The sequence below is a fragment of the Bacillus oleivorans genome (genome assembly GCF_900207585.1).
GTDB lineage: Bacteria > Bacillota > Bacilli > Bacillales > JC228 > Bacillus_BF > Bacillus_BF oleivorans.
The window spans coordinates 1-12,799 of sequence record NZ_OAOP01000006.1 but is presented as its reverse complement, the minus strand read 5'-3'; the positions used below and the strand labels follow the sequence as shown (position 1 = coordinate 12,799).

Genomic DNA, 12,799 nt, shown 5'->3' with positions numbered 1-12,799 from the left:
GGATTGGAAAGAGGAAGAAACGTCCTTAAAAGAGAATCTAAAGGACTGAATTGAATGGCAAAGAAGAAGAAAAGTCCTTGAAAGAGCTTCTAAAGGACCAAACTGGATAAAGAACAAGAGGAATCGTCCTTGAAAGAGCTTCTAAAGGCCAAACTGGAAAAAAAACAAGAAGAAAAGTCCTTGAAAGAGCTTCTAAAGGACCAAACTGGATAAAAAACAAGAAGAAAAGTCCTTGAAAGAGCTTCTAAAGGACCAAACTGGATAAAAAACAAGAAGAAAAGTCCTTGATAAACGCTCCTAAAGATGAAATCGGATGTTAAAGCGATTAAATTGTCCTTGATAAGGTTATATAGGACTTAATCATGCTAGAGAGCTAGAGAATAGTTATAAACAAGCACAATTATAAACAAAACCCCTAAACGTATATTAAATATCCACCTGCTTCATACTACCTATGAAATTGCCTTGAAAGGTGTGAAGCAAATGGAAGAGCATAATCAAACAAGAAATTCAGTAACCGATTCACTATATGCATATAAGGTTGGTCTTGGTGCCTATACCGAAAAAATGCCTGACCTTGTTCATAGGTTTAATGAATTTACTCAGACGTGCTTTCAGGAAGGAACTCTTAACCAAAAACAAAAGCAGCTTATCGCACTTGGAATCAGTCTCTATTCTCAAGATGAATATTGCATTATTTACCACACAAAGGGCTGCTTAGATCAGGGATGCACTGAGGAAGAAATATTAGAAGTGATTGGAGTAACTGCCGCGTTTGGCGGTGGTGCAGCTTTAAGCCAAGGGGTTACACTGGTCCAAGAAGCCATCAAAGAACTAGGTCAGCAAATGCATTAAGCTCCTTTTATAAGGGGCTTTTTGTATGTCAAGCTTATATATGGAGGAAATAAGGAAAATTGTGTGAATCCGGGAGGTTAGTTACTCTCATCCCCATTTACCGGTTAATTGCAAAGAATTTGCCGTTATTTCAAAATTGTCGTCAAAACTCCGCCATGATAACATGATAACCGTGTTTAAGTTTTGAAAAATGAAAGGATTGATTCATTATTCAGCCTCTTCAATTAAAGGTAACGACCGAAATGGAAAAGGCCATGCATCAAGCCCACGGGATTGGCTATGAGGTCTATTGTCAAAAGCATGATGTAAGAATGAGAGTAGAAAAGAAACGGGAACAGGAATATTTTCTAAGCAGGCAAATGCTCGCTCATCTCGACCATTTTGCAATAAAATCATAAAGGAAGTAAATAATGGTAACCAGTCTATCACTTTAATATAGACTGGTTTTTTTAAATTTTAGGTTACATTAAAAAAGAAAAAAACCACCTTATTTTTTCTGAAAAATCAGCCCTGCAAAAGGGGAGACTTCATAGCTTATCTATGGTAAAGTGTGAGGAGAATCATACAGTTTGTATGTGTTGCTAACATTTTTTATTTGTTATAAGATTGTAATGAGAATAAACTGAGAATCACTCTTCTATTAAGAGATAGAAAACGGAGGTATATGTTATATGGCTGGTTCTGCTTTAACAATTAAAGATTTACATGTAGAAATCGATGGAAAAGAAATTTTAAAAGGGGTTAACCTTGAAGTTAGAGGTGGCGAAATTCATGCCATCATGGGACCAAACGGTACTGGTAAATCTACTCTTTCTTCAGCTATTATGGGTCACCCTAAATATGAAGTCACTCAAGGAACGATTGAATTAGATGGAGAAAATGTTTTGGAAATGGAAGTAGACGAACGAGCCCGTGCCGGACTATTTCTCGCAATGCAATATCCAAGTGAAATTAGCGGTGTTACCAATGCTGACTTTTTACGTTCGGCCATTAATTCCCGCCGTGAAGAAGGCGATGAAATTTCACTTATGAAGTTCATTCGCACAATGGATGAAAAAATGGAATTACTAGAAATGGATCCAGATATGGCACAACGATATCTGAACGAAGGATTTTCAGGCGGAGAGAAAAAACGCAACGAAATTCTTCAACTTATGATGATCGAGCCTAAGATTGCGATCTTAGATGAGATTGACTCTGGATTAGACATAGATGCATTAAAGGTTGTATCAAAAGGAATCAATGAAATGAGAAGTGATGAGTTTGGATGCCTAATCATTACTCACTATCAACGATTACTTAACTACATTACTCCAGATTACGTACATGTTATGATGCAAGGACGAATTGTTAAATCCGGAGGTCCTGAACTTGCTCAGCGCTTAGAAGCAGAGGGATATGACTGGATCAAAAAAGAACTTGGTATTGAAGACGAAACTGTAGAACAAGAAGCGTAAATCTAGGAGGATTGAAATGACGTTGGATATTAAACGGTTTGACGCAGAGTATATTCGCACTTTTTCAAAAGAACAAAAAGAACCTGACTGGCTTTTGGAAATGCGTTTAAAGGGATTAGAGCTTAGCCAATCTCTTCCTCTTCCAAAACCAGATAAAACCAAAATAGATAAATGGAATTTTACACAATTTGAAGAGCTTACTTCCAATGGTGCAGTATTCCAAAACTTTGAGGAGCTTCCTAATGTCGCTAAAGCGTTAATCAATTTGGAAGAGCAAAAAAATTTATATGTGCAAAAAAATAATCAGCCTGCCTACTTGCAGCTCTCACCTGAGCTGAAGGATCAGGGTGTTATTTTCACAGACATCTTTACGGCTGCCAGAGAGCATGGAGAGATTTTAAAGAAATACTTTATGGTCAATGGCGTAAACGTAGATGAGCATAAATTAACGGCTCTTCATACTGCTTTTATGAACGGAGGAGCATTCCTATATGTTCCTAAAAATGTGGAGATTAAAGAGCCGATTCAGGCAGTTTATATTCATGATGACGCAAATGTTTCCTTATTTAACCACGTAATAGTTGTGGCAGACGACCATTCATCCGTGACATATGTAGAAAACTACATTTCACCTTTAGATGAATCAAAAGCAATCGTTAACATTATTGCTGAGGTAATCGCCAATACAAACGCCCGCATTACATTTGGAGCTGTTGACAACCTGGCACATGGAACGACTACTTATGTAAACCGACGTGGAGTTGCTGGCAAAGACGGGACAATTGAATGGGCGCTTGGATTTATGAACGATGGGGATACCATTTCAGAAAATGTGACAAACCTAATTGGAGATGGTTCCAATGGTGACACAAAATCCGTAGTTGTTGGAAGCGGTGACCAAAAACAAAACTTTACTACCAAAGTTGTTCATTTTGGTAAAAATTCAAACGGTCATATCCTTAAACACGGTGTAATGAAGGATGAGGCTTCTTCTATTTTTAATGGAATCGGAAAAATCGAACACGGTGCTTCTAAATCAGATGCTCAACAGGAATCACGCGTTTTAATGCTAAGTGAAAAAGCCCGCGGAGATGCAAACCCAATTCTGTTAATTGATGAAGATGATGTAACGGCTGGACACGCTGCTTCTGTTGGCCGTGTAGACCCGATTCAATTATATTATCTAATGAGTCGCGGAATTAGCAAAAGACAGGCAGAAAAACTGATTATCTTTGGTTTCTTAGCTCCTGTTGTGAATCAACTTCCAATTGAAGGTGTTAAAAAACAACTAGTGGAAGTGATTGAAAGGAAAGTGCATTAGAATGGCAATTTCTATGCAGGATGTCCGGCAGCTTTTTCCAATCTTGAATCAAGAAGTAAATGGAAAGCCTTTAGTGTATTTAGATAGTTCGGCTACATCCCAAAAACCTTTATCTGTCATTCAAACATTAGATGACTACTATGAAGGCTATAACTCAAACGTTCACCGTGGTGTTCACACACTAGGGACGAAAGCGACTGACCGATATGAAGGAGCACGAGAAAAGGTTCGTGCCTTTATCAACGCTTCCTCAACGGAAGAAGTTATATTTACTAGAGGGACAACAACTTCTATTAATACGGTTGCAGTCAGTTACGCAAGGGAACATGTAAAAGAGGGTGACGAGATTGTCATCACTTACATGGAGCACCACAGTAACCTGATTCCCTGGCAGCAGGTTGCTAAGAAAACAGGTGCGACATTAAAATATATCCCGCTAGAAGAAGATGGAACGCTTAATTTAGATAAGGTAAGAGAAACGATTACACCTCATACAAAGGTAGTTTCTGTTACCCACGTATCAAACGTATTAGGAACCATCAATCCAATAAAAGACATTACAAAGATTGCTCATGAAAATGGTGCTATAATGGTAGTAGACGGTGCTCAGGCAGCTCCGCATATCCGTGTCGATGTTCGAGATTTGGATGTTGATTTTTACGCGTTTTCTTCACATAAAATGTGCGGTCCAACCGGAATCGGCGTATTATATGGGAAAAAGCATCTGTTAGAGGAAATGGAGCCGGTTGAATTCGGCGGAGAAATGATTGACTTTGTCGGTCTTCATGATTCCAGCTGGAAAGAGCTCCCGTGGAAGTTTGAAGCGGGCACACCTATAATAGCAGGTGCGATCGGTTTAGGTGCTGCGATTGATTTCCTAGAAGAAATCGGGTTGGAAAATATCTCGCAGCATGAGCATAGTTTAACGGAGTATGCATTGCATAAAATGTCAGAAATAGAAGGTATTACGATTTTTGGACCAATCGATTCGGCAAAACGGGCCGGTCTGGTTACCTTTAATATTCAAGATGTTCATCCGCATGATGTGGCAACCGTCCTCGATGCAGAAGGGATTGCAGTTCGTGCGGGCCACCACTGTGCTCAAGTCTTAATGAAATGGCTGAATGTTTCAGCAACGGCTCGGGCAAGCTTTTACTTATACAACACCAAAGATGACATTGACAAATTAGTAAAAGGGCTTGTCACAGCAAAGGAGTATTTTTCAGATGTCTTTTAATAATTTAGATGCTTTATACCGTCAAGTCATTATGGATCATTATAAAAACCCTAGAAATAAAGGGCAGCTTGAAAATGGGACATTAACCATCGACATGAATAACCCAACTTGTGGTGACAGAATTCATCTCACTATGAATGTGGAAGATGGTATAGTCAAGGCTGCCAAGTTTGAGGGAGAAGGCTGTTCGATTTCAATGGCCTCTGCCTCTATGATGACCCAAATCATTAAAGGGAAAGAGATTCAGACAGCTTTAAAACTATCTGAAGTCTTCTCTGATATGATGCAAGGCAAAGACTACGACGATTCAATCGATTTAGGTGATATAGAAGCACTGCAAGGTGTTTCCAAATTCCCAGCGAGAATTAAATGTGCAACCCTCGCATGGAAGGCAATGGAAAAGGGTTTGAAAGAATAGAAAGAATGGAGGAATGACGGATGGCAAAGAAAATGCCTGAAATCGGCGATTATAAATACGGGTTTCATGACCGTGACGTTTCCATTTTCCGCTCTAAACGCGGTCTGACACGCGAAATCGTTGAAGAAATTTCAAAAATGAAAAACGAACCTCAATGGATGCTTGATTTCCGTTTGAAATCCCTAGAGCATTTTTACGCTAAGCCAATGCCACAATGGGGCGGAGACTTAGGCGGACTAAACTTTGATGAAATCACGTACTACGTAAAGCCTTCTGAAAAGTCTGAGCGTTCATGGGATGAAGTTCCTGAAGAAATTAAGCGTACGTTTGACAAGCTTGGTATCCCGGAAGCTGAGCAAAAGTATTTGGCAGGGGTTTCTGCTCAATACGAGTCGGAAGTTGTATACCATAACATGAAGGAAGAACTCGAACAACAAGGAATCGTCTTTAAAGATACAGATTCTGCGTTGAGAGAAAATGAAGATATCTTTAAGGAACACTGGGCTAAAGTAATTCCTCCAACTGACAACAAATTCGCAGCGCTTAACTCTGCAGTTTGGTCAGGCGGATCTTTTATCTATGTTCCTCCTGGTGTGAAAGTTGATACACCTCTACAAGCATATTTCCGTATAAACTCTGAAAACATGGGACAATTCGAACGGACTCTTATTATTGTAGACGAGGGAGCATCTGTTCACTATGTTGAAGGTTGTACAGCACCTGTTTATACAACAAACTCACTACACAGTGCCGTTGTAGAAATTATCGTTAAAAAGGACGGTTACTGCCGTTATACAACGATTCAAAACTGGGCAAACAACGTATATAATCTCGTTACAAAACGTGCAGTTTGCGAAGAAAACGCAACAATGGAATGGATCGACGGAAACATTGGTTCTAAATTAACGATGAAATATCCTTCTGTTATTCTAAAAGGAGAAGGAGCTCGCGGTATGACCTTGTCTATTGCTCTTGCCGGCAAAGGGCAACACCAAGATGCAGGTGCGAAAATGATTCACCTGGCACCAAACACATCATCTACCATTGTTTCAAAATCGATCTCTAAACAAGGCGGTAAAGTAACATACCGTGGTCAAGTACACTTTGGCCGCAAAGCAGACGGTGCCCGTTCTAACATCGAATGTGACACGCTTATCATGGATAACCAATCAACATCCGATACGATTCCATACAATGAAATTCTAAATGATAACATTTCTTTAGAGCACGAAGCGAAGGTTTCAAAGGTTTCTGAGGAGCAGCTATTCTACCTCATGAGCCGCGGTATTTCCGAAGAAGAAGCCACTGAAATGATTGTAATGGGCTTCATCGAACCATTTACAAAAGAGCTTCCAATGGAATACGCTGTTGAAATGAACCGTCTTATCAAGTTCGAGATGGAAGGAAGTATTGGTTAAGCTTTGTATATCAAGGTTTCTGATACAGTAAAATAGGGCTTGCCCAAGATTTGCCCAAGTTTTATTTATTAATATACCGCTGATATCTAACCAAAGCGTCATCCTCAATTTTCTTAGTGACGTGTAGGTATGTGTCAGCGGTCATTTTTATGCTGGTATGTCCGAGTCGTTCTGAAACGTATTTAATATTGGCTTCAGCCTCTAATAGATGTACAGCGTGTGAGTGTCTTAAAGCGTGTGGCGATAGTACAGGAAGTTTAGCGCGTTTACATACTTCTTTGAAATATTCTCTTACGACGTTTGTACGTAGCCATCGACCCTCATGTTGGAAGAAAACAATATTGTTTTTAGGAGCCTTATAATTTTCGTACATGAGAACAACTTCTTTTCGGTTAGTTTTATGTTTTTTTAACCAGTAAACCGTCTCATCATCTAACTTTATTTCTCTGATACTTGATTTAGTTTTTGGTGTAGATATATTCGGTTTTGAATTAAGTGGATAGACTAATGTTTTATTAACTTTTAAAGTTTTTTTATCTAAATCTATGTCCCCCCAGGTTAAGGCTAAGGCCTCGCCAATCCGAATACCGGTATGAGACATAAGAAAAAATAATACATAGTATTGAATTGAGTGTTGATATTTTGCATTTTTGACTGGTTTTTTCACTTCTTTTAGGAATTTGTCTAATTCTTCACGAGAGAAAAACTTCAGTTCTTTGTTTTGTTTTGTTTCTTTAGGGATTTTAATCTTCTGAGCTGGATTTTCTCTTAAAATGTTATATTCATACACAGCATCGTTTAAAGCTGTGTTCATAATACTATGGATCCGTCTTGTCGTACCTTCTGAATAATGTTCTCGCAGTTCATTAATCCATTGCTGATATTCTTTGCGGGTAATTTCTTTTAATCGATAATTACCCCATCTAGGGATGATATTTAACCTTACAACACGTTCTTGAACGGAGTAGGTCATAGGCTTTAAAAACGGTTTCTTATACGTTTCTAGCCACTCTAGAACATAGTCTTTGATTAACTCGTCTCCGTTTTCTGCAAAACCGTAATGATGAATTTGACGTTCAGCTTCTATAGCCGCTAATTGCGCTTCTTTCTTAGTAGCAAAGCCCCCCTTAGAACTTTCCTTAGACTTTCCTGTGCGTCTATCGACAAAACTAATACGATATTCCCACTTCTTCCCTCTTTTTCTGAAGCTGGCCAAAGTGATTCCCCCTTATACATTTATAAATATTTTTTTAAGCTTCCCAAGAATTTGAACACCTTCACTGTAGAATTTTGTCGGATAAGCAGGGTTTTCAGATACAAGGTTAATTCCGTTTTCTTGTTTATAAACTCTTTTTAGTACAGCATCCCCATCGATTAAAACTGCTGCTATTTCTCCGTCTTCCACTTCTGGCTGCTCACGAATTAGGACTAAATCCCCATCATGAATACGTGCGTTAATCATACTATCTCCTTTAGCGCGCAAGAAAAAATACTTTCCTCCGTTTAGCCAAGAGCTAGGCACATCTTCGTAGCCTTCGATATCTTCGTAGGCTAAAACCCCGTTTCCACAGGATATTTGTCCTACTATTGGTACAGACATAAAAGAAGGTACTGTATAAACGTTACCTTTCTCCTTAATTTCTGGACTATCATCTGTACCAAATACAGTGTCTAAATCCACACCATAAACTTCCGCTAACTTACGGATTGTACCAAGGCTTGGAGTTCTTGTTTCATTCTCATAATGACTATATGTTTGTTTAGTGACTCCGATTTTTTTAGCCACCTCTTCTTGTTTCCAACCTTCTAATTTGCGTAATTCTCTTAATTTTTTCCCGAACATTTGATAATCTCCCCTTCCATCACATATAATAGGGAAGTTTGTTGGTTGTGTCAACAAAAAGGCGACACAAATCTACAAAAATAGACCTAAATACCCAAATCGCGATAGAAGTTTTTAATAAAATAATACTAAAGTCCTAGTTGACAGTCGCTCATATGTGGATTATTATGAGTATACGAACAGGCGACTGGAAAGAGAGGTGAAAAATGGTGAGGGTGGAAGAAAAAAGAAAACTTGAAGCAAAAAGAATTAAAATGAATATGAAGCAAGAAGAAATCGCAGGAAGGGTAGGGATATCCCGTCAGCATTACAACAGAATTCTGAATGGAAAAAGAAAGCCGTCTGTGGAGCTTGCAAAACAACTTGGTACCATCTTAAACGTAGAGTGGACCATTTTTTTTATCGATTGAGTATACGTTTAGGCGACTTTTTAAAGGAAGGGTGAGGTAATTGACGGAAGAAGAAAAGCAAAAGCGTAAGGAAACGCTCTTAAAAGAAATAGTTTCAGAGATTCAGAGTTTAGAGGTGATAGAACTTGATCCAAGTACAGATTGACGAGCAAGAAGTCAGAAAGATGTACCTTCAAAAACTCGAAGAAAAGGTCAAGGAAATCGATGCCGAGTTAGTTTTCTGGGATGCTAGTGAGCTTAAAAGAAGAACTTGCATGAGCTGGAATACCATTCAAAAGGAATTTTTCTTTCACCCGAAATTCCCTAAAACAAAAGTAGGGGGCAAGTGGTACTTTCCAGCAAGACAAGTCAAAGAATTCTTGCTTACCTGGTTAAACGAACAATAAGGCTAAATCAAAACAGGAGATGGAGAAATGAACGAACTAACAAATGTATTTCGATACGGAGCAAATGACGTAAGAACAGTCGTAAAAGGGGAAGAAATTTGGTTTGTAGCAAAAGATGTGTGTGAGGTACTGGAAATAAGAAATACCACGGATGCATTGAAAAGATTGGATTCTGATGAGGTGACTAGATTTAATCTAGGGGGCTTATCAGGAGAGATAAACATTGTTAATGAACCTGGGCTTTACTCTTTGATTTTAGGGAGTCGAAAAGCGGAAGCAAAACAATTTAAACGCTGGATCACGCACGAAGTAATCCCGTCCATCCGCAAACATGGTGCATACATGACTAAGCAAACACTTGAGCAAGCATTAACTAGCCCTGACTTTCTAATAGACTTGGCCACTAGATTAAAAGAAGAACAGACTAAAAGAATAGAAGCTGAACAAACGATTAAAGAAAATCTACCTAAAGTATTATTTGCAGACAGCGTAGCTAGTTCAAAAACTTCAATACTTGTTGGAGAACTTGCAAAACTACTTAAACAAAACGGTGTAGAAATGGGACAGAAGAGATTGTTCGCTTGGCTTAGAGATAAAGGCTATCTCATTAAAAGATACGGCACTGATTATAACATGCCAACTCAAAAATCAATGGAACTGGAACTATTTGAAATTAAAGAAACATCAATAACACACTCAGACGGACATATAAGCGTCAACAAAACTCCAAAGGTAACTGGCAAAGGTCAGATGTATTTTATCAACAAATTCTTAAATAAAGCGAATTAAGGGAGGAAATGAAAATGACAATCGAAACACAGTTAGAGGTAATTAAGAAGGCTTTAGAAATGGGTGCTGATGTAGAGATTAAATTCCACAGTATGGACAATTACGGTAAACGCTCAAGAGAAAACGCCCAAAAGACATTCGTTGAATTCGGATCACCCCTTGGATTAGTACCTGTCGAGTGGAGAAGCGAAAGGAATGCAGGGTTTAGAACGGAGAAATATGGGCCGGTTAGTGTTTCCACATACTACGACTTAAAAGGTGATGAATATGGTCGAGAACCCGATGATTCTACCGCGGTTTAAATACTCATTACCGACTGAACCAGGATCCACTTTGCCAGACGATATTTTTTATTATCTATGCGATTGTCACGATGAAGGTTACTTACCAGATGAAGATGAAGTGTACTTAAAGTTTCGGGATAGGGTAGATCGCGAGGGGATAGAAGTCATAGAACAAACTGTATGGCGGTTTGTGAGGATTCACGACATGACAGATATAGAAATTAAGTGGGAGGGAAAAATGCCGTGAACGAAGCCATAAGGGAGATAGAAAAGGATAGAGACTATCACCAAAGGCAGCTAGAAGAAAATAAACGGAAAATCGAACAATACAAAGATTCTATCCGAATCCTTGAAGAATGCAACGTCAAAGAAGAAAGGCTACTTAAACAATACAATGCTGTCTTAGAAAAACTAAAGGCTTAAAGGACCGCCATCCTAAAAGCCCAAAACAAAATAATCTAGTGTGATTATATCACAAGGAGGACAAGAAAGTGCAAAAAAATTATCGAGAATTTACAGTCGGAGAACTGTTAGATTTGGGATTTGATGTCGAAGTATCAAAACATCAGATAAAGACAGAGGAAGAAGGGAAACAATTAGCACAATTATTTGAAGGCACTAAGCAAAGCACAACAGAAATAATGAAGGGCACGTTCCCATTCAGAATAGTTAAGGCATGGAAAGAAAAGTTCCACGCAAAGTTTTTTGTCAGGGAGGAAATGAAATGATTGTCTACCAATCCAATAATCGTTTCTTTGTACCTTCTGAAACTGGACTAAAAGAAATCCCCTTCTCTGTCATCAGTAAGTGGAGAGAAGAAGGGGCTAACGTGGAAATAGAGGTGATGGAAGAATGACTGAACGTAAATTGGTTTCTAAGCTAGTCGAAGTAATGAAATCAGTCAAATACATTCAAAAAAAAGGTTTTAACAGCTTTAATAATTACAAATATGCTACTGAATCAGACGTACAGGAAAAAATACGTGAAGTGCTAGCAGAACAAAATGTCATGATGCTGCCTAATGTTGTTGAACATACCACACGTGAACATACGAACCGTAAAGGACATACCGAGTACATTGCAACGGTTAAGGTTGAATTTACTTTCCATGACGGAGACACAGGAGAAACACTTGTCATTCATGGTGTGGGAGAAGGGCAGGACGCAGGAGACAAAGCAGTATACAAAGCCATCACAGGGGCGCAAAAATACGCTCTTATGAAAGCATTCATGATTCCTACTGGTGACGATCCAGAAGGAGATACCGGAACTGATGAACGGAACGAAGGGCAACCGGAAACAGCTTCACCTAAACAAATCGGCTTGATGAAAACCATTGTGAAAGAATTAGCCATTAACGGTAAATGTGATGAAAGTGTCGTGTATGAGTCTCTGAAAGTAAAGGTTAAGAACAATTTCGAATTTACCGACTTAGAAAACCTAACCAAACAACAAGCTAATCAATGCATTAAAATCCTAAACGCTTGGAAGGAAGAAAAAATCAACAAGAAGCAAGGAGCATAAAAAAAGGGGGGATTGGCTTATGCAATTAGAGTTTTATCACTTAACTCAAGAGCAAGTAGACGAGATTGTATCGTTTTTTGACAACATGAAATTGAGACTTGGAAATTTAGCCGATGAAGAAGTATTTCACAAGATTGATTTATTGATTGCTGACATAAGAGAGTATGATGCAGAAACGACACGATTTACGAGAACGAATCGGTATTTACTCGGTAGATTACGGGAGTTTGGGGTAACGTTTGACGATGTAGTAAGGGATTTAATGTAGTAAAGGAGCGAGGGAATGAAAAAACAAAGATGGAGATTTACAAAGAAAAACAGAGTTTGTGAAGTGTGCGGAAATAGATTTTATAGCAAAGAGATGGATTTGTATTGTAGTGAAAGTTGTTATCTTTACGAAGTTAATGGTTGGTTTACCAATTAATAAATTTTTCATGAGTTAGGGGCTTTATAGCTCCTAACTCGAAAGGGGAAAAGGAAATGGAAACGAAAGAGCGATTAGAACAGATTGAGAAAAATTGGTTAGGGGATTTACCTATTAACATCACTTTTGAAGACATTGCTTGGCTTATCTCCACAGTAAAGGAACAGCAGAAGGAGATAGTTTTATTAAGTGAAAATCTGCATATATCAGATAGTCAACTCCAACAAGCAAACGCAACGATTGAACGGTATGAGAAGGCTTTTAAAGAGATTGACCATTGGTATGGAGACCACGGAGCGGTTGGACATATGGTTAAAGAAGCCCTAGAAGGTGAAACCAATGAATGAACATGAAGAAAAATACACCTGGCTTGGAATTGGGTTTATAACCGTTATCATGCTGCTATTTGTAATTATGGGGGTGTTGGAAAATG

The 12,799-nt window shown here is 38.6% G+C and carries 20 protein-coding genes; 18 read left to right on the top strand and 2 right to left on the bottom strand.

Annotated elements, in window-relative coordinates; genetic code table 11:
• The first annotated feature begins 483 nt into the window (after positions 1 to 483).
• From CRO56_RS13755 to sufB, 7 genes are all read left to right on the top strand, one after another.
• Positions 484 to 855: a carboxymuconolactone decarboxylase family protein gene (locus tag CRO56_RS13755; protein WP_097159202.1), complete on the top strand. Its 372-nt coding sequence runs from the start codon at positions 484 to 486 to the stop codon at positions 853 to 855.
• A gap of 242 nt (positions 856 to 1,097) precedes the next feature.
• The gene (locus tag CRO56_RS22925) at positions 1,098 to 1,253 is read left to right on the top strand and encodes a YuzK family famiily protein (protein ID WP_179714287.1); all 156 of its coding nucleotides are present in this window, start codon (positions 1,098 to 1,100) and stop codon (positions 1,251 to 1,253) included.
• A 273-nt stretch (positions 1,254 to 1,526) separates the two neighbouring features.
• Complete coding sequence (gene sufC, locus CRO56_RS13750; protein ID WP_097159201.1) at positions 1,527 to 2,312, top strand: Fe-S cluster assembly ATPase SufC; 786 nt, start codon at positions 1,527 to 1,529, stop codon at positions 2,310 to 2,312.
• 16 nt (positions 2,313 to 2,328) lie between these two features.
• Positions 2,329 to 3,633 (top strand): Fe-S cluster assembly protein SufD, encoded by a 1,305-nt coding sequence (gene sufD / locus CRO56_RS13745; protein ID WP_097159200.1) that lies wholly within the window; start codon positions 2,329 to 2,331, stop codon positions 3,631 to 3,633.
• 1 nt (position 3,634) lies between these two features.
• Positions 3,635 to 4,870: a cysteine desulfurase gene (locus tag CRO56_RS13740; RefSeq protein WP_425427206.1), complete on the top strand. Its 1,236-nt coding sequence runs from the start codon at positions 3,635 to 3,637 to the stop codon at positions 4,868 to 4,870.
• Complete coding sequence (gene sufU, locus CRO56_RS13735; RefSeq protein WP_097159199.1) at positions 4,860 to 5,288, top strand: Fe-S cluster assembly sulfur transfer protein SufU; 429 nt, start codon at positions 4,860 to 4,862, stop codon at positions 5,286 to 5,288. The genes CRO56_RS13740 and sufU overlap by 11 nt, the downstream gene beginning before the upstream one ends.
• A gap of 20 nt (positions 5,289 to 5,308) precedes the next feature.
• Positions 5,309 to 6,706, top strand: a complete 1,398-nt coding sequence (gene sufB, locus CRO56_RS13730; RefSeq protein ID WP_097159198.1) for a Fe-S cluster assembly protein SufB — start codon at positions 5,309 to 5,311, stop codon at positions 6,704 to 6,706.
• Positions 6,707 to 6,767: 61 nt separating this feature from the next.
• Here sufB and CRO56_RS13725 read toward each other — a convergent pair whose 3' ends face one another.
• On the bottom strand, positions 6,768 to 7,922 hold the full coding sequence (locus CRO56_RS13725) for a site-specific integrase (RefSeq protein ID WP_097159197.1): 1,155 nt from the start codon (positions 7,920 to 7,922) through the stop codon (positions 6,768 to 6,770).
• Between the two features lie 12 nt (positions 7,923 to 7,934).
• Positions 7,935 to 8,549, bottom strand: coding sequence for a LexA family protein (locus CRO56_RS13720; RefSeq protein WP_097159196.1), 615 nt, complete (start codon positions 8,547 to 8,549; stop codon positions 7,935 to 7,937).
• A gap of 206 nt (positions 8,550 to 8,755) precedes the next feature.
• Between CRO56_RS13720 and CRO56_RS13715 the strand changes: the two genes are divergently transcribed.
• The 11 genes from CRO56_RS13715 (at position 8,756) to CRO56_RS13670 (ending at position 12,713) form a co-directional block, all read left to right on the top strand.
• Positions 8,756 to 8,959 (top strand): helix-turn-helix transcriptional regulator, encoded by a 204-nt coding sequence (locus tag CRO56_RS13715; RefSeq protein ID WP_097159195.1) that lies wholly within the window; start codon positions 8,756 to 8,758, stop codon positions 8,957 to 8,959.
• 125 nt (positions 8,960 to 9,084) lie between these two features.
• Positions 9,085 to 9,345: a group-specific protein gene (locus CRO56_RS13710; RefSeq protein ID WP_097159194.1), complete on the top strand. Its 261-nt coding sequence runs from the start codon at positions 9,085 to 9,087 to the stop codon at positions 9,343 to 9,345.
• A 27-nt stretch (positions 9,346 to 9,372) separates the two neighbouring features.
• On the top strand, positions 9,373 to 10,134 hold the full coding sequence (locus tag CRO56_RS13705; protein WP_097159193.1) for a phage antirepressor: 762 nt from the start codon (positions 9,373 to 9,375) through the stop codon (positions 10,132 to 10,134).
• A 14-nt stretch (positions 10,135 to 10,148) separates the two neighbouring features.
• Positions 10,149 to 10,436: a hypothetical protein gene (locus CRO56_RS13700; RefSeq protein ID WP_097159192.1), complete on the top strand. Its 288-nt coding sequence runs from the start codon at positions 10,149 to 10,151 to the stop codon at positions 10,434 to 10,436.
• Positions 10,417 to 10,665, top strand: a complete 249-nt coding sequence (locus CRO56_RS13695; RefSeq protein ID WP_097159191.1) for a hypothetical protein — start codon at positions 10,417 to 10,419, stop codon at positions 10,663 to 10,665. The genes CRO56_RS13700 and CRO56_RS13695 overlap by 20 nt, the downstream gene beginning before the upstream one ends.
• Positions 10,662 to 10,841 carry a hypothetical protein gene (locus CRO56_RS13690; RefSeq protein ID WP_097159190.1) on the top strand — a complete coding sequence of 60 codons (180 nt, stop codon included), beginning with the start codon at positions 10,662 to 10,664 and terminating at the stop codon, positions 10,839 to 10,841. The genes CRO56_RS13695 and CRO56_RS13690 overlap by 4 nt, the downstream gene beginning before the upstream one ends.
• A gap of 68 nt (positions 10,842 to 10,909) precedes the next feature.
• Entirely contained in the window at positions 10,910 to 11,146 is a 237-nt protein-coding gene (locus CRO56_RS13685) for a hypothetical protein (protein WP_097159189.1), read from the top strand.
• Positions 11,143 to 11,274, top strand: a complete 132-nt coding sequence (locus CRO56_RS23425) for a hypothetical protein (RefSeq protein WP_281257316.1) — start codon at positions 11,143 to 11,145, stop codon at positions 11,272 to 11,274. The genes CRO56_RS13685 and CRO56_RS23425 overlap by 4 nt, the downstream gene beginning before the upstream one ends.
• The gene (locus tag CRO56_RS13680) at positions 11,271 to 11,942 is read left to right on the top strand and encodes an ERF family protein (RefSeq protein WP_097159188.1); all 672 of its coding nucleotides are present in this window, start codon (positions 11,271 to 11,273) and stop codon (positions 11,940 to 11,942) included. The genes CRO56_RS23425 and CRO56_RS13680 overlap by 4 nt, the downstream gene beginning before the upstream one ends.
• A gap of 19 nt (positions 11,943 to 11,961) precedes the next feature.
• Positions 11,962 to 12,210, top strand: coding sequence for a hypothetical protein (locus CRO56_RS13675; RefSeq protein ID WP_097159187.1), 249 nt, complete (start codon positions 11,962 to 11,964; stop codon positions 12,208 to 12,210).
• 212 nt (positions 12,211 to 12,422) lie between these two features.
• Complete coding sequence (locus tag CRO56_RS13670) at positions 12,423 to 12,713, top strand: hypothetical protein (RefSeq protein WP_097159186.1); 291 nt, start codon at positions 12,423 to 12,425, stop codon at positions 12,711 to 12,713.
• Positions 12,714 to 12,799: the final 86 nt, after the last annotated feature.